At 62.0% G+C, this 14,829-nt stretch carries 15 protein-coding genes; 9 read left to right on the forward strand and 6 right to left on the reverse strand.

Annotation, left to right across the window (positions count from 1 at the left end; genetic code table 11):
* Positions 1 to 182: 182 nt before the first annotated feature.
* The 4 genes from BEK68_RS21285 (at position 183) to BEK68_RS21300 (ending at position 4,022) form a co-directional block, all read left to right on the forward strand.
* Positions 183 to 1,247 carry an ATP-binding protein gene (locus tag BEK68_RS21285; RefSeq protein ID WP_012435701.1) on the forward strand — a complete coding sequence of 355 codons (1,065 nt, stop codon included), beginning with the start codon at positions 183 to 185 and terminating at the stop codon, positions 1,245 to 1,247.
* Positions 1,248 to 1,323: 76 nt separating this feature from the next.
* Complete coding sequence (locus BEK68_RS21290; protein WP_012435702.1) at positions 1,324 to 2,247, forward strand: hypothetical protein; 924 nt, start codon at positions 1,324 to 1,326, stop codon at positions 2,245 to 2,247.
* 9 nt (positions 2,248 to 2,256) lie between these two features.
* Entirely contained in the window at positions 2,257 to 3,474 is a 1,218-nt protein-coding gene (locus BEK68_RS21295) for a vWA domain-containing protein (protein ID WP_012435703.1), read from the forward strand.
* Positions 3,475 to 3,617: 143 nt separating this feature from the next.
* On the forward strand, positions 3,618 to 4,022 hold the full coding sequence (locus BEK68_RS21300; protein ID WP_021197377.1) for a hypothetical protein: 405 nt from the start codon (positions 3,618 to 3,620) through the stop codon (positions 4,020 to 4,022).
* A gap of 174 nt (positions 4,023 to 4,196) precedes the next feature.
* On the opposite strand, the gene BEK68_RS25205 is transcribed toward BEK68_RS21300, so the two are convergent.
* From BEK68_RS25205 to BEK68_RS21325, 6 genes are all read right to left on the reverse strand, one after another.
* A complete protein-coding gene (locus BEK68_RS25205; RefSeq protein ID WP_231887671.1) occupies positions 4,197 to 4,475 on the reverse strand; it encodes a hypothetical protein in 279 nt (92 codons plus the stop codon).
* Between the two features lie 129 nt (positions 4,476 to 4,604).
* Complete coding sequence (locus BEK68_RS21305) at positions 4,605 to 5,294, reverse strand: hypothetical protein (RefSeq protein WP_012435707.1); 690 nt, start codon at positions 5,292 to 5,294, stop codon at positions 4,605 to 4,607.
* A gap of 10 nt (positions 5,295 to 5,304) precedes the next feature.
* Entirely contained in the window at positions 5,305 to 6,036 is a 732-nt protein-coding gene (locus BEK68_RS21310) for a hypothetical protein (protein WP_012435708.1), read from the reverse strand.
* A 159-nt stretch (positions 6,037 to 6,195) separates the two neighbouring features.
* Positions 6,196 to 6,579: a bactofilin family protein gene (locus BEK68_RS21315; protein ID WP_012435710.1), complete on the reverse strand. Its 384-nt coding sequence runs from the start codon at positions 6,577 to 6,579 to the stop codon at positions 6,196 to 6,198.
* A gap of 10 nt (positions 6,580 to 6,589) precedes the next feature.
* The gene (locus BEK68_RS21320) at positions 6,590 to 7,270 is read right to left on the reverse strand and encodes a hypothetical protein (RefSeq protein ID WP_012435711.1); all 681 of its coding nucleotides are present in this window, start codon (positions 7,268 to 7,270) and stop codon (positions 6,590 to 6,592) included.
* A gap of 193 nt (positions 7,271 to 7,463) precedes the next feature.
* The gene (locus BEK68_RS21325) at positions 7,464 to 8,051 is read right to left on the reverse strand and encodes a hypothetical protein (protein WP_012435712.1); all 588 of its coding nucleotides are present in this window, start codon (positions 8,049 to 8,051) and stop codon (positions 7,464 to 7,466) included.
* Between the two features lie 640 nt (positions 8,052 to 8,691).
* On the opposite strand from BEK68_RS21325, the gene BEK68_RS21330 reads away from it, so the two are divergent.
* From BEK68_RS21330 to BEK68_RS21350, 5 genes are all read left to right on the forward strand, one after another.
* Positions 8,692 to 9,009, forward strand: coding sequence for a DUF7696 family protein (locus BEK68_RS21330; protein ID WP_012435713.1), 318 nt, complete (start codon positions 8,692 to 8,694; stop codon positions 9,007 to 9,009).
* Positions 8,961 to 10,238, forward strand: coding sequence for a hypothetical protein (locus BEK68_RS21335; RefSeq protein ID WP_012435714.1), 1,278 nt, complete (start codon positions 8,961 to 8,963; stop codon positions 10,236 to 10,238). The genes BEK68_RS21330 and BEK68_RS21335 overlap by 49 nt, the downstream gene beginning before the upstream one ends.
* Positions 10,239 to 10,359: 121 nt before the next feature.
* Positions 10,360 to 11,772: a metallophosphoesterase family protein gene (locus BEK68_RS21340; protein ID WP_012435715.1), complete on the forward strand. Its 1,413-nt coding sequence runs from the start codon at positions 10,360 to 10,362 to the stop codon at positions 11,770 to 11,772.
* A 144-nt stretch (positions 11,773 to 11,916) separates the two neighbouring features.
* The gene (locus BEK68_RS21345; protein WP_012435716.1) at positions 11,917 to 12,429 is read left to right on the forward strand and encodes a hypothetical protein; all 513 of its coding nucleotides are present in this window, start codon (positions 11,917 to 11,919) and stop codon (positions 12,427 to 12,429) included.
* The gene (locus BEK68_RS21350; protein ID WP_012435717.1) at positions 12,411 to 14,735 is read left to right on the forward strand and encodes an AAA family ATPase; all 2,325 of its coding nucleotides are present in this window, start codon (positions 12,411 to 12,413) and stop codon (positions 14,733 to 14,735) included. Before BEK68_RS21345 ends, BEK68_RS21350 begins: the two co-directional genes overlap by 19 nt.
* Positions 14,736 to 14,829 lie beyond the last annotated feature (94 nt).

Consider the following 14,829-nt stretch of genomic DNA (forward strand, 5'->3'; position numbering starts at 1 on the left):
GCTAACCTCTCCTTGCTGAAAAGCGCTGTTCGGACTGGCCTGAGCCAACCCAAACACTGTTTTTCCTCGCGTCTCCGACGCATCGATCCAACGCCGGCAGCATCGGCCGTTTCTTCAACCATCCCACAGGGGTCTACTCCCTGTGGGCGTGGATTCCGTGGGTTTTCGTCAAGTGATACCCCATGGACAATACCCTTACCGATCAAGTTACGCCCCTCACCAATCAGGTTTCCCCGTCGCAACTGGAGACCCTGTTGGCTGCCTACATTCCGGCACACCTGCCCGTGCTCGTGACTGGCGCGCCAGGTGTCGGGAAATCCGACATCGCAGCCGCGGCTGCAGAGCGCGCCGGCTACGACCTGCTGATCTCGCATCCGGTGGTCGAGGACCCGACAGACTCCAAGGGCCTGCCGTTCCCCGGCGCGGATGGCCAATCCGCCAGGTTCCTGCCGTTCGGGGATCTGGAGAGGGTGTTACACGCGAAAGAGCCGTTGGTCTGGTTCTTCGACGACCTCGGTCAAGCGTCTCAGGCGGTTCAAGCCGCCAAGATGCAACTGCTGCTCGCGCGCCGCATCGGCGAGCACAAGCTTCCCGAGCATGTGACGTTCTTGGCGGCGACGAATCGCCGGACCGACAACGCCGGCGTGTCTGGCATTCTCGATCCGGTGAAGTCGCGGTTTGCGACCATCGTCGAGCTTGTGCCAAACGTTGATGCCTGGGCGGCATGGGCTGTGAAGTCGCAGCTTCCCGCTGAACTGATCGCGTTCCTGCGCTTCAAGCCGGATCTGCTGGTGGCGAAGGAGCGCACGCGTGATATCGAGAACCTGCCGTCGCCGCGAGGCTGGGGCGCGGTTGGGAAGCAGATGCCCGTGGTGCCAGCTGGCTTGGAAGCAATCGTGTTCACCGGTGCTGTCGGCGCTGGTGCCGCGACCGAGTTCCAGGCGTTTCGCGAGACCTTTCGCAGTCTCCCCTCTGTGGCAAGCGTTCTGTTTGCGCCGGACACTGCCTCCATCCCGGAGGAGCCCTCGGCGCGCATCGGGATTGCGACGGCAGTTGCGAGTCAAACCACGGTCGCGAACATCGATCGCGTCCTCGTCTACGCCGACCGCATGCAAGCGGGCGGTGACGGTGACTGCGCAACGATGATGATCAGCGACGCGATCCGCCGTGACGAGTCTATCGTTTCCGTGCCGGCTTTCATTGCAGCGCAATCCGGCTGGATCGGTGCCGCGATGGACGGCCGGTAAACCGGTTCCCTTTCAAGCAGTACATCCCATGCGGCGAGCTTTGGCTCGCCGCTTTTCATTTCAAGAGGCTATTTCCATGAACATCCTCAACGTTCACGAGCGTGTCATGCTCGCATCCCTTGGCATCTCCGTTTGGCGCGCACGTCGCTTCGATACCCGCGCCACGGAAGAGGTGGAAAAGAACCACGCCACCAAAGACATCGGGCGCTTCAACAAGAAGCTCCTGACCGACGATGCCATTTCTTACAAGAGCGTGTGCAGCATCGCCACGCAAGCACGTGCCTTCTTCAATGCGCACACCCTCGAATACGACCAGCTTGGCGTGCGTTTGCTGCCCACGGCTGTTTACCTAAAGGTCGCTGACCGGCTGCGCGAGTTTCAAGACGAGTTCCGTGAAGCCACGTCAGCCTTTCTCGCCGAATACCCAGCGTTGAAGGAGCAGGCCAAGGGTGCTCTCAACGGGCTCTATACCGAGGCGGACTACCCGACCCTCGAAGCGCTGTCGACCAAGTTCGGTATACGCCTGTCTCCCTTGCCGTTTCCGGACGCAAGCCAGTTCGGCATCAACTTGCCGGCCAACGTGCTGGACGGCATCAAGGCGGATATGGACGAGCGGGTGTTCAGCGCGGTCAAGACGGCCAACGAAGACATCGTCGGCCGCCTCTACGACGCTGTGCAGCACTTCGCCAACCGTCTGTACGCGGGACGCAACGTCCGGCTGGGCGTTGTCGACAAGGTGCGCGAACTGTGTGACCTGCTTCCGACGTTGAACTTCACACAGGATCCGGCATTGACGGACATCCTGAACGAGACGCGCAATCACCTGGCTTGCTACACGGGCGCCGAATTGAAGGATTCGGCCGATCTTCGCCAGAAGGTGGCGGAGAAGGCGATGGAGATCGAGGCGCAGATGGCGGTGTACATGACCGGCGCGCTCAGCACGCCGGCAGCACCGGCACTTGGCGATTCGTCTGCGCTCAGTTTCCTCCTTGCCTCGTGAGGTGTGGCCATGCTCGAACGGATCATCAAGCAGCGTGGTCAACTGGTGCTGAACCACCCTTTCTTCGGGGCGCTGGCGCTTCGTCTGAAGCCTGTCGAAGACCCCACGTGCCACACGTTCTGGGTTGACGGCCGGGCGCTTGGCTACAACGCGCAGTTCGTGGCCACCTTGGACGATCTTGAACTGCGTGGGTGTCTCGCTCATGAGGTGCTGCACCCCGCCAGCGGGCATTGCTGGCGGCGTGGCAATCGCGATCAGAAGCTGTGGAACGCGGCCTGTGACTATGCGGTCAATCCGGTTGTGCTCGCTGCCAACTTGAAGCTCCCGAAAGGCGCACTGCTGGAGGAACGCTTCACTGGCAAGTCAGCAGAGGAGATTTATGCGGTGCTCCGCCAGGAACGGCCACCTGAGGCTCCCCAAGAGCCTCAGGCCCAGGGCGCTCGCGGTACGGGCGCTGGGCTGCCATCGCGCGACCCGAACGCATCCGATGCGGCACAAGGGCAGGGCGCTGCCGAAGGTGGCAACGCCGACGGCAGCCCGACGTATGAGCCCGGCGACATCCGCAAGGATCGCGGCAATGACCAGGCCTCGACGGAGACGCAGTGGAAAGTCGCGGCGATGAAGGCTGCGCAGGTGGCCAAGATGCGCGGCAAGTTCGGTGCGGATCTGCAGACCGTGGTTGACCAACTGGTTACGCCGGCGGTCGATTGGCGTGCGGCCCTCGCGCGCTTTGCAAGCGAGTCGGCCCAAGCCGACTACAGCTGGTCGATACCGAACCGCCGCTTCACGCACCTTGGTCTCTATTTGCCGGCGCTTCATAGCCGGCGGGTGGGGGACGCCGTGTTTGTGCGCGATTCGAGTGGCTCGGTGTTCGATGAAACGCAACGCCAGTTCGCATCCGAGATCCACCGCGTTTTCGATGAAGTGAAGCCATCGCGGCTGATCGTCATCGACTGTGACGCGCGTGTCACGCAGGTGCAGGTGTTCGAGCCCGGTGATGCGCTTGAACTGGCGCCTGTGAAAGGCGGCGGCGGTACCTGCTTCGCACCGCCGTTCGAGTGGGTGGAGGAACAGGGCTTTCGGCCGGCGTTTCTCGCCTATCTGACGGACATGTATGGCACGTTCCCCGAAGTGCCGCCGGAGTATCCGGTGCTGTGGGCCTCAACCACACCGTTGCGCAGAATCCATACCCCGCCATTCGGCGATTGCATCGAGGTCATCGTCTGACCATTGCCCCGGGCCATCCCGGGGCATTTCTTTGCTCCGGCATCGGTTGGTGGGTGTTCCGCCCAATTTGACCGCGTGCCGAAATCGATCAAAATTTTTGTGGCACTCGACATATCTAGTCCTGTGCCCGGAGGAGCAACATCATGATGGACAAAGAAGAGCCGATCGACATCGAGTCTCTTCCTCGCGCGGCCGACCTCGGGTGGATTGGCCGCTGGAAACAGGCTGTAGAAGAGGGTGGTACGGATCTCGGGTTTGACGACTGGTTCGAATCCGCACTGATCGGCGCGGCCGGTGGCCGCGATGGCCAGCCGGTGCAGTATCGACAGGGATCAGTGATCTTCGAACTGCAGCACGGCGCGGATTTCGAGATCGAGCAGGGCGGCAGCGCGAAGCGGCGCTTCCACTGCCTCATGGATGGACACGTACCGTTTGTGTCCTTCTATGGTGATGGCGACGCAGAGCGCCGGCCCTGGATCTCGATCAGCCGGCTGTTCACGGCTGAAGAGTTGCACACGCTCATCCTGGTGCCCGGACCAGCGGCCTGATTTGCGCTAGGCATGGCGAAAGGGCTGATGCGCGAAGCGGCTTTCTGTGGATTTATCCTGAACGCGGTAAACGCGTGTGTCAGAACCCACCCGATGGTGGGGGTGCAAACCAAGGGGGCCAAGTGCCCCCTTTTTCTTTTTCTATCCTGAAGAGCAAGTGCGGCAGCGCCCGCCTCAAAGGTACTCACGCCCTCGAGGGCCATAGGGTTTGGGGTCAGGGGAACCCAATACGTCAAGAACTTCACTGTAGTGCGTGACGACCATGGGTGCACCGGCAGGACCATACGGTAGCGGCATCCAGTCGTTGCGTTCACGGCTGAATTGCAGCAAGTACATGCCGCCGGCGGCATTCGGTAGCAACTGCACCACCCAGACCAGGTACTCCTTATAGGGTGTTTCAGGCGGGGAAGGCTTGCGTTCACGACAATCAATCCAGTCGATCAAGGTGCTCACGGGTTCCACGGCGTCTCCAATGATTTGTTCAACACGATATTCCGACTGGCCCTGTTTTCCGAGCAAAAAACGATGCACGGAGCGATGTACGGTGTGTCTTGTAGGACGAGTCCATCCGGCGCCAGGTTGCTACCCGGCCTTGAGCAGGCGTCGATCGCGCTGCCCGCCCGCTTGGCATGTGAGCACATAGGCCGCTGGCGCGCGCGGTTCCCAGACGATCACCGCAGCGGGTCCTTCCGTGCTGATGCGTGCCTCGGGCATGGTGCAACTCACCGGAATCGGATTCACAGGCGTCCCGTGCGCAGTCACGCGGATCGTAGACCCGCGACCGGTCATGAAATTGCCCTGCAGGCCGGCATACAGGAACGTGACAGTGGGTACGAGCGGGGGTTCGAGACCAGATTGGTCATCAGCCTCGTCGTCGGCGAGCGCGTCGATCTTGGCCTGCAGCCAGTGGCGGTCACTGTCGGAGAGATCGTGGCGGCTGAGCAGCGCCACCAGGAACGCGGTGCCAAGCCATCCCGGGCCGCTGCTTTCACGCTCGCGGATAACCTGCGCCAAATGAGCGGAGGGCTGTGCGCCACCTTCCAGCAGACTGCGGCGTGTGCCGCGCGCCCGCGCGCCTGGCGTGCTAGTCTGCGCAAGGCTGTTGGTCGCTGGTCGGTAGGTGCCGGGCTTGCTGGCGCCGGCAGACCGCGAAATGCCTCCGGCACTACGACTTGCTGTCGAGCTACCGCCAGCGCCACCGCGGCCGGCGTCTGCGACCTGTGCCGCGCTCAAAAGCACGAGGGCAACGGTCAGGGTCGAGATCTTGCGCATGGTGGTTCCCCTAGCGCCCAGCGAGAGACAGCACGGTGGGGTCGAGTGCCGCCTGTTCGGCCTGCCGGATCGCCGCCGTGGATAGGCGGCTGCGTAGCGATTCCGCGTTGACCGGGCGGTAGCCGTCATCAGGATGGCACTCGGCTCGGCAGCGTAACGCCCAAAGGTAGGCGTTGTTCAGGTCATGCAACGAATCGTAGAGCTGCGCGTTGTTCGCCGCTGCGGTCGGGTCGCCCGCCAACCAGGCGCGCGCGAACAACTCTGCCGCCTTGTCGGAGCTACGAATCACGTATTTTCCATCGCGCACGATCTGGCCAGCAACACGCAGGAGCCGACTATTGACTGCGGTACCCGTGGAAGCCTGGGCCGCCGCGAGAATGCGGGGCGCCATGTCGTCGCGTAGGGGCAGCATCGAGTCGCCCTCGAAGTATTCCGCCAGCTTTGCCGGCGTGAGCCGGTCCATCGCTTGCTTGATCCGCGCCGTGCGTGCGTCGTCCAGGTTGGCCATGGCTTGCACAATATCGCCACAGACGACTTCGCAACCAGTCAGGGCATCTCGACCACTACCCTGCAGCGGATCGAGCTTGGCCAGAGCAGAAACCGGGTCGGAGATGGTCTTGGTTGTCTCGATCTCCCGGTTGATCTGCTTGGCTGTATCGGTTGTCTTGTCGCTGCAGGCGGCCAAGCCAAGGCAGAGTGCGGCGACCGGAATGAGGGCGGCGTATCTGGATGCAAGGTGCATGATCGACCTGTCAGTTGGGTTTGTTGGTGCGGCTGGTCAGACAGCCAAAGAGCTGGAAGCGCGGCATCTCGTGTCGATCCATCACGCCGTCGGTGATTTTCATGGTGTTTGCGTCGTGTCGATTTCGCATTGCCGCCATGCTGTGGCGAGAGGCCAGCGTCAGGTACTCGATTCGAGCGCATCTTCGACAGGAGGCGCGGGCGCCGCCGCTGAAAGGCGCGGAATGCGCGTGATGCGACCCTCCAGGTTGGCGTGCGGGCCGAGCCGAATCGTGCCGGCGTAGCGGATCTCGCCTTTGACCGCACCTTCCACCTTGAGAGAGACCTGGGCATTGACGTCGCCTTCGACTGCGCCCTGGATCAATACGAACTGCCCGGTGACCGACCCCTTGATGACGGCGGCCGGGCCGATGTGGAGAAGGCCGCCTGACGAGACGACGTTGCCATTGACGAGACCCAGGATGGAGCCGCCATGGTCCATGTCGACATTGCCGTGAATCGCCATGCCCTCGTTGATGATGCTGATTTCCATCTGCTCTTTCATGGTTTGCTCCTCAGAACATCTTCACGTCGCCGGACGGACGATTCGCTTCCGTGGTGCGTGCCGGTGGTGTAGCGGCGCGCGGTGCCGTGGCGGTTGGTTGGGGTGCCGGCGCGGGCCGCGTAACAGGGGCTTGATCGGGTGCGGTGCGCTCGGTACGCCGAGCAGCGGGCTGAGCCGGGGCTGTTTCGACCTTCTCCGGCGCAGGAACGCGCTCGCGGGGCGCCACCTCGGCTGCGGAAAGGGCGGCTCGCTGTGGTTGAGCCACCGGTGCAGTGGGCGCGGCCGTGACAGATGCTGCAACCGGCGCTGAGGGCGTCGAGCTTCCGATGGCTGCCGGCGTGGCTTGGTTTGCGGCGACTGCAGGTTCCGGCGCCGAGGCAGGGGCGGCCGGCGCTTGCGTCTGTACTGCGTGCGTGACTTGCTCGGGCCCGGCCGCTGCCGCCGAACCCGCCCGGCCCTTCTTGGCGTACAGGTCCCCAAGCCCCAGGCCAGCAATCGTGGCCAGCACGATGAACGCGCAGCAGATCGCAGTAACCTTCAAGGCAGGCTTGTGCTGGTCCCACCGGCGCTTGCCGCCGGCGGCGTAGGTAAGGGCCGGTGCGGCCGCATGATCTTCCGCCGTGCCCATGTCGATCGTGACAGGGGAGTGCGAGTACTGCTGGTGCAATCGGTAGATTTCGCGAATATCCATGGCTCTCTCCAGCGGTTGGGGTGAGGGGGGCGCCTGAGAGGTCGTTTATTCGGTCCGCGATGCCTTCGCGCGGGACGACAATCCCCTCTGGCCTTCGTACCGGCCACTGTTTCGGGCGCCGTGTTGGCTGCTAGGTCGGATATGGCGCCATGCCGGCTGCCATCCCGATGGGTGCGTTGGGTGGTGTGGTTGGCTATCCCGCAGGGGTGTCGCCGTCTTGTGCGCCGTCAGCAGCGAAACGGTCGTTGTCGGGGATGCAGCTCTGGTGGATTGAAGCGATCTTGCTGCCGGCCACTTTCATCGTGCCCTCGAATTCGAGCGCCGATATGGAGTTGGCGACGCGGGCGAAGATGGCGAGCGCGAACAGCCTGTCGTGCTGGTTCAGGAGGCGAATGAGGCGCCCAGACAGCGGATGTGTGACCTGGACCTCAACGGTATCGGTCTCGATGGGGATGGGGGTTTGGCTTTTGTTCGCGTGCCACGCGATGGCTTTTTCGAACCAAAGCTCGGCTTCGCGGAATTTTTCGTCGAGCGCTCGGGTCTTGCCTGACCTGGCGACTGAGAACTTGGAAGAGCAGAAGTTGTACGCGGAGCGCAGGAAATCGCGAACGTACACAGAGGAATAGGTGACTTGAGCACTGGCGGCCGTCTCGGGGACGATCCGCTTAATCCTGTTTTCTCCGACCAGCCGCGCGATCGGCTTGAGTCCGGAGTTGGATGTACTCGGCTGTGGCGCGCCTAATGGCGCCTCAAGTTCCTGGGGGTGTTGGGCAGCGACCATGGTTCATGTGTGGTATCTCATCTCTCACTCGAAATTTTCCGGCACGTGAACACGGTGGCTGCTTACAAAAGCCACGCTATTTTGGCGAGCTTTCCGGGATTCCTAATGGATTGTCTGGTGCATACTGCAATCACTCCTCGCGTCATCGACGCATCGAACTGACTCCCTAGCGAGTCCATCTCCTTAAAAAAGTCGTGCCTTGCGCATGCGCCGACCAGTTGGCAACTGGTGTGGAAATCCCCCCTTGTGATGAGTGCTTAGCCAGACACTCCCCATCTATCAGCCGTAATACGCGTTCCCGTGTGTATGACCCTAGGTCATGCCTGTGAACACCGTCTGAGCCCCGGAAATGTGTGGTCTCTCTCTCCAGCGCCTCCGGGTGCAGGACGGTTGTCGTCGACTGATCCGTGAACCTGCGGTGGACGAAAGTCCTAAATGGGTTGTTGTGCGGCGTGAACATGCTGCACGAGAACGACTTTACGTTCTCCCCCCTGAGCGAAGTGCATTGGCACGACGCTCCCTGTGAGCCACGCCCCCGAAAGGGGCGTGGCAGCAGGTTTCTCACAAGAAGCCCGCTTCCGGTTACCGGAGCGGGCTTTTTTTGCTTTTAAGTGAGAGACCCCACACGGAGGAGCTGACCATGGCACTCGAAATGACGTTGCAATCCCAGATCAAGGCGCAGATCGCCGAACTGATCCACGCCCGTCGACCGAAGTACAAGGACCAGCCGTACAGCTGGAAAAATTTTTGCGAGGCGGCGCACGTTGCCAGCCTTTCCGACGCCGCGCGAGCGGCATATCTCAACGAAGTAACGACCCAACGCGGGGCCGACGCCGCCCTGCATCTTGGGGACCGTGCTGAGACCCTTCGTTCCAAAGTCGTTCAGTACCTGAACAACAGGAGCGTTTCATGCACGCAATCCCAACCCACCCAGGCTTCGCGACCCCGCGCAGCATAATTGAGGAGCGGCCCCTGCGGCCGCCCGTCATTGGAAAGATCCGCCCTGGCATCAAGGTCCTCACCAAGAAGGCCAGGGAGAATCCCCAAGCCGTCCAGATTCACGACGCGCTTCTCGCCCAAGGGCTCTCGTTCGAGGACATCGGTTCCGAGATCGAACGAAAAACCGGCCTGAGCTACGCCCTCATCCCCCGCAATACGCCGTACTTCACGTGTCGTGGCAGTGATTTCACGAATCCTGCCATCGCGGAAGAGATCCTGACCCGATACGGGGAGGATCGCGGTGACGGCCTCAAGCTCTGGCGCTTTCCGGTCGTCTTTGCGTTCGACGACTGGTTGCGCAACATCCCCAACGAGCTGGCGGTATTCAACGGCACGGGAAAGGTGTTCTGGTCGCAGTACGGGGCGGATGGTCTTCGTCAATGCAAGACGTACGCACCTGTCGAGCGCAGTGACCGCGCCAGGCGTGCAAAGCGCATCTTCGGCGGCCGCACCATCATCCTGCGCCAGGACGACGCCATTCCCGATGGCGTATGCGACCCGCAGGTCTGCCCGCAATACCAGGACCGACACTGCAACCTCACGGCCAGCTTCCTATTTGCGATCCTTGACATTCGAGGCCTTGGCTTGATTGAGTTGCCCACCAATTCGATCTACGTCCTGCAGAAGGCCCATGCGGCCATGCAGACTGTGGCGATTGCGCGCGGCGGCCGTCTGGTCGGCACCAGGTTCTGGCTCTCCAAGCAGGAAGTGGAGATTTCCCGCATCGACGATAACGGCTTGCCGGTACGCCAGAAACAATGGCTCACCACGCTGGATGCCGAAATCGACCTGGGCGCGCTGCTGGATGGCGCTGACCATATTGGTGCTGCGATCGAGGTGGGTACGCAGACGGTTGCCCTGCTGGAGCACCCGACGACCGAGCCGGCCGCCACTGCCACGCCAACGTCAGGCGAGGAGGGTGGTCAGCCAGGAGCGCAGAGCGAGCCGCCTGTCGGCGGCTCTATCGCCGAGCAGTTTGAACGTCTCATCGTGGCGCTGGGCATGGAGGGGCAGGAAACGCGCGAGCATTTGCGCGTGTACGCACACTCCAAGTTTGGCAAGGGCTGGACCAAGCGCGAGCAGGACATGCGAGCGCTGATCGATGAGATGGGTGTGGCTCTCGTGTCTCCTCCCGCCTTCCGCGAGAAGGTGAAAGCGGAGTTCGATGGCAGTCTGTTCTCAGCTTGACCTGCGCCGGCTTGGCGCCTGGTCGTAGCATCAACGTGCGGCGTCGAGAGTTCCCCCGACGCCGTTTTTCTTTTCTGTTGCTGTGACCGTTCTGGTTGCGGCTATTCCATAGGAGGTGAGCATGCCCAACGATGGCGAAAGCCTTCACGTGGGTCATTTTTCCGACCTGCACTATTCGACTGAGCGGTTGGTGGAAGCGGACCGATGCTTCGGTTTCGCCGTGGAAGATGCGGTCGCGCGTGGTTGCCATGTGGGTATCGTTTCCGGTGACGCAACCGATCATCGGCTCGACGCGCACACGCCGGCACTGCGGGTGCTTGCCGAGCGCATTCATGCGCTGTCGGGCCACATGCCGGTCCTCATGCTGCAGGGGACCTTCTCGCATGAGCCGCCGGGCACGCTGGACCTGTTCCGGCTGATCGGTAGCCGCCACCCCGTCTACGTCGCCGATCGCATTCACCAGGTTGCGCTCGTCGGATCGACGTTCCTGCCATCGGCCGGCCCGCTGTTCACCGTCGAAGAGCTGGAAACGCTGCTGCAGGAGGGCACACCCTCTGCTGTGTTCACCTGCGTTCCGACCGTCAACAAGGCTGTGCTGGCGGGCATCGTGGGCGCCATGGATGCGGCAACCGCGGTGGGCGAGCATCTGACGGTATTCCTGGGTGCCGCCGGCAAGGTGAATCGGCTGTTGCGGTCCAAAGGCATCCGAACCATCGGTGTGTCGCATGGAACGGTCAATGGCTGCTACACCGAGCACGGCGTACCGATGGCCGGGTTCGACCATGAGTTCTCGCTCGGCGCGCTGTTCGAAGCCGAGTGCGATGCCTTCATGCTGGGACATATCCATGCGATGCAGTTGTGGGAACGCGAAGGCCGGCTGGTCGGTTACGCCGGTTCCATCGGGTGCTTCCACTACGGCGAAAAGGGCAAGAAGGGCTACCTGAGCTGGCAGATCAAGCCGGGCCGGGCCGAAGCGGTGCAGGTGGAAACGCCGGCGCGCGAAACGGTCTGTGTCGATTTCGACGGCCCGCCGGATATGGAGCGCCTGGCCAACATCGCCGAGCAAACGCAGGACAAGTTCGTGCGCGTTCGCTGGACCATTGACGAGGAGCATCGCCAGCTGGTCGACCGCGAGGCCATCCGCACGCTGTTCGCCGGCGCCGCGGAGCTGAAGCTGGATCCGCGTGTGTTGCCTGCCGTCAGAAGCCGTGCGGAGGGCATCAGCCGCGCGGCGACTCTCGGTGAGAAGGTTCAGCGTTGGTGCGGTTTGACCGACGTGAAGCCGGACGCGTTGCTGGAGCGCCTGTCCATCCTGGAGGCACTGGAGCCGCAAGACATCGCGGATCGAGTGGTCGCCTCGTTGGAGAGCGGGTCTGCTGCCGACAACGGTGAAACGGTGGCGTCCGCCACGGCTGAGCCGGTGACAGTTCAGCCGGCCTGGCAGGACGCTGACCAAGTTCAGAACCAATCGTCGTTGGATTGGCTGACCGATGACCTTTTCGCGGCAGATGCCGCCCAACCCTTGAACGTGTGAGCCACGTTCCGACAGCCTTCGGGGCTGTCGAAACTCGGTTTTCCCCGCGTCTACGACGCATCGACCAGCAGTACCTATTCCTTTGAACCCGGACGGGCGCACAACCCGTTGGGGATGCGCTTCGCCCAATTTTTGGAGTGCATCATGATTCTCTATCCCGCAGGTTCCCAGTGGACCCGTTGCTTTGAAGCCGATCTGCCGGCCTCCGAGTTGGCCGCGCGGTTGGTGGGCAAGCACGAATTCACTCGTGCGATGCTGTTCCAGCCGTTCGGTCATGGTCGTGGCGCGGTGATCGCCACGCGCGGCCACATGCTCGTCATGGCTGTCGAAACGGACGGTGAGCGCACGGTTTTTACCGTGGCGCCCACGGTCCAGGTGCAGAACCTTCTGTGGTCCCTCTCCAACGGCTACACCAGCCAGTGGAGTGAGGCTGAACTCAAGGCCTTGACCGCATGCACCACCTTTCCGGAGGTGCTTGACCTGGCACGGACGCAATTTTTCGCGGCCGTGCGTTCGTTCGAGCGCGCACTAGCCGGCAAGCCGGAAGTCGACGTCGTCGTCACGTATGACGACTCGCGTGAGGTGCTGGAGATCCCCGGCGACTACTACATGACTGGCTTCAGCGGTGAGGGGGCACCATGCGACCTCTCAAACTGACCCTGTCTGGCTTTCGCGGCATCCTGGATGGGATGCACCGCGACAGTGTGACGGTCGACCTGCGCGAGCTGCCGACCGGACTGATCGCCGTGATGGGCCCTAACGGTGCCGGCAAAACGACGATCATGGACAACCTGCATCCGTATCCGCTGATGCCTAGCCATGCATCGAAGATGTCGGCCGATGCGTTTTCGTACTGGGACCACCTCACGGGTACCCGGGCCGAAAAGGATTTGGAATGGGAGCACGATGGCCAGCAATACCGGTCACAGTTCGCGTTTCGTAATTCTGGCAAGACGCGCAAGGCCGAGTACTACCTGTTTGTGCTTGGCTCGGACGGCGTATGGCAACCGGTTCAACTGGCAGACGGATCGCTGTCTGACGGTAAGGCGGAGACGTACAACCGCTGTGTGGAATCGGTCCTCGGATCATCGGAGGCGTTCTTCACCAGTGTCTTCTCTGCCCAGAACCGACGGCCGATTGCTGGCTACCAGACCTCTGAAATCAAGAAGTTGCTTGCTGAGCTGCTTGGTCTGGAGCGGATGCGTGAGCTGTCGGGCAAGGCTATGGACGTGGCGAAGTGCCTCGGCCGTGCTTTGGATGTCGTTCAGCACAACATCACCAGCCTGGTTGGTCGGCGCGATCGTGTTGCACGACTCTCCTTGGAGATCGAGCAGGCGGAGGCCTCGTTGGTTGAGACCCGCCAGGCGCGTGATCGTGAGCTGGAGGCCAATGCGCAGATGGTTCAGGAGCGTGCGACGCTTGCAGCCAAGCAGGCGAGCAGCACCGTAGCAGAAGCGCGCATGCGTGAGCTTGGCCAACAGAAGGTGGCCCAGGAAGCAAGGCGCCGAACGCTTGACAACGACGAACGGGCTGCCGTGCAACGTACCGAGGCGCAAGCCAAGGAACTGGGGGCCGTCATTTCAAGCCGCCGCGCAATCCTGGCCAGCAGCACCGCCATCCTGGCGGCCGCAACCTCGCGTGATGCTTTGCAATTGACCGTCACGCAGCGACAGTCGGAGGCAATTCGGCTGCAAGAGGGGATTGCTCAGCTCGAAAAGGTTGTGCCTGACCAATCGCGCATCATCGGCGAATTGCAAAACATGGCCGGTCAAGGTGAATCGAAGGCTGTCCTTGAAAAGTCGCTGAAGGGCCAGGCCGACGTCATTGAGTCTGTTCCGTGCCGGGACAATCCGATGCACTCGACGTGCCCATTGCTGGCTCAGGCGCGCAGGGCGAGCACGGATCTCACGGAAGTGCGGATCTCGTTGGCAGAGCTTCGAACCGGCTACCGGGACAAGCTCAAGCTCAAGACGGCGCTCGATGAGCAGCTCGCGCCGTTGGCGGGCCAACGTGCTTCACTTCGAGCACTGCAGGGGCAGGTGGCGGCCGACCAACGGGAGTTGCAACGGCTGACCGAACTTGCTGCGCAGAAGCCATTGCTTGACGACGCCCAAGAGGCGCTGGCGAAGGCCGAGCGTGATCTGGTCGAGCTGAACGCCGAAGCTGCCGCCCGAAAGGAGCGATACCAGCGCGACGTTGTTGCGACGGACGATCAGTTGGCCACGATCAACCGGGAGGTTACGTCACTGCAAAGTGCCGACGTTACCGGAAAGATCGCGGACTTTGATCGTCAGGTTGCCAGCTCGCGCGAGCGCATTGCCCAGTTCGAAGGCCGGATTGAAGCACTGATCCGGACTCAGACTGCGCTCAGCACCGAGCGGCAGGGCCTCCTGGTTGATCTGGAGGCACTACCCGTTGTGCAGCGTAAGGCAGAGCGGATCTCCGACGAGATTTCGTCGTGGAAGCTGCTCGGCAAGGCCTTGGGCAATGACGGTGTGATTGCGCTGTCGATCGACGATGCAGGCCCTGAAATCACGAAGAAGGTCAACGACCTGCTCCTGGCGTGCTATGGACCCCGATTCACAATCGGTATCCACACGCAAACGGAGCTGGCCAACGGCGATAAGCGTGAGGGGTTTGAGATTCGTGTCCACGACGCTCAGGCTGACAGCGAGAAGGAGTTCGCGGTCATGTCCGGCGGGCAGAAGGTGTGGATCAACGAATGCCTGACGCGTGGTATTGCGCTATATCGCGCGCAGGGCGCCGGCACCGCCTTCCAGACGTTGTTCACGGACGAGGCGGATGGCCCGCTTGATCCGGAGCGCAAGCGCGAGTTCATGAAAATGAAGCGCGAGGTGTTGCGCCAGGGAGGGTATGAGCGGGAGTTCTTCATCTCGCAAACACCCGATCTGGTCGACGAGGCCGATGCTGTCATCGATGTGGTCGCACTGGCCACTCAGTAGGTTCCACCAACCATATTGGTCCGCTCTCACCAGAGGCGGACCATTTTTTTTTTGAGATATCGAAATGACTACGATTCAAATCTCAGCCGTCGAT

It is taken from the genome of Ralstonia pickettii (genome assembly GCF_001699815.1).
Classification (GTDB): Bacteria; Pseudomonadota; Gammaproteobacteria; order Burkholderiales; family Burkholderiaceae; genus Ralstonia; species Ralstonia thomasii.

Excerpts from the sequence above, each read along its gene's own strand:
- BEK68_RS21285 (WP_012435701.1), top strand. The coding sequence starts at position 183 with ATGGACAATACCCTTACCGATCAAGTTACGCCCCTCACCAATCAGGTT.
- BEK68_RS21290 (WP_012435702.1), top strand. The coding sequence starts at position 1,324 with ATGAACATCCTCAACGTTCACGAGCGTGTCATGCTCGCATCCCTTGGC.
- BEK68_RS21295 (WP_012435703.1), top strand. The coding sequence starts at position 2,257 with ATGCTCGAACGGATCATCAAGCAGCGTGGTCAACTGGTGCTGAACCAC.
- BEK68_RS21300 (WP_021197377.1), top strand. The coding sequence starts at position 3,618 with ATGATGGACAAAGAAGAGCCGATCGACATCGAGTCTCTTCCTCGCGCG.
- BEK68_RS21305 (WP_012435707.1), bottom strand. The coding sequence starts at position 5,294 with ATGCGCAAGATCTCGACCCTGACCGTTGCCCTCGTGCTTTTGAGCGCG.
- BEK68_RS21310 (WP_012435708.1), bottom strand. The coding sequence starts at position 6,036 with ATGCACCTTGCATCCAGATACGCCGCCCTCATTCCGGTCGCCGCACTC.
- BEK68_RS21315 (WP_012435710.1), bottom strand. The coding sequence starts at position 6,579 with ATGAAAGAGCAGATGGAAATCAGCATCATCAACGAGGGCATGGCGATT.
- BEK68_RS21320 (WP_012435711.1), bottom strand. The coding sequence starts at position 7,270 with ATGGATATTCGCGAAATCTACCGATTGCACCAGCAGTACTCGCACTCC.
- BEK68_RS21325 (WP_012435712.1), bottom strand. The coding sequence starts at position 8,051 with ATGGTCGCTGCCCAACACCCCCAGGAACTTGAGGCGCCATTAGGCGCG.
- BEK68_RS21330 (WP_012435713.1), top strand. The coding sequence starts at position 8,692 with ATGGCACTCGAAATGACGTTGCAATCCCAGATCAAGGCGCAGATCGCC.
- BEK68_RS21335 (WP_012435714.1), top strand. The coding sequence starts at position 8,961 with ATGCACGCAATCCCAACCCACCCAGGCTTCGCGACCCCGCGCAGCATA.
- BEK68_RS21340 (WP_012435715.1), top strand. The coding sequence starts at position 10,360 with ATGCCCAACGATGGCGAAAGCCTTCACGTGGGTCATTTTTCCGACCTG.
- BEK68_RS21345 (WP_012435716.1), top strand. The coding sequence starts at position 11,917 with ATGATTCTCTATCCCGCAGGTTCCCAGTGGACCCGTTGCTTTGAAGCC.
- BEK68_RS21350 (WP_012435717.1), top strand. The coding sequence starts at position 12,411 with ATGCGACCTCTCAAACTGACCCTGTCTGGCTTTCGCGGCATCCTGGAT.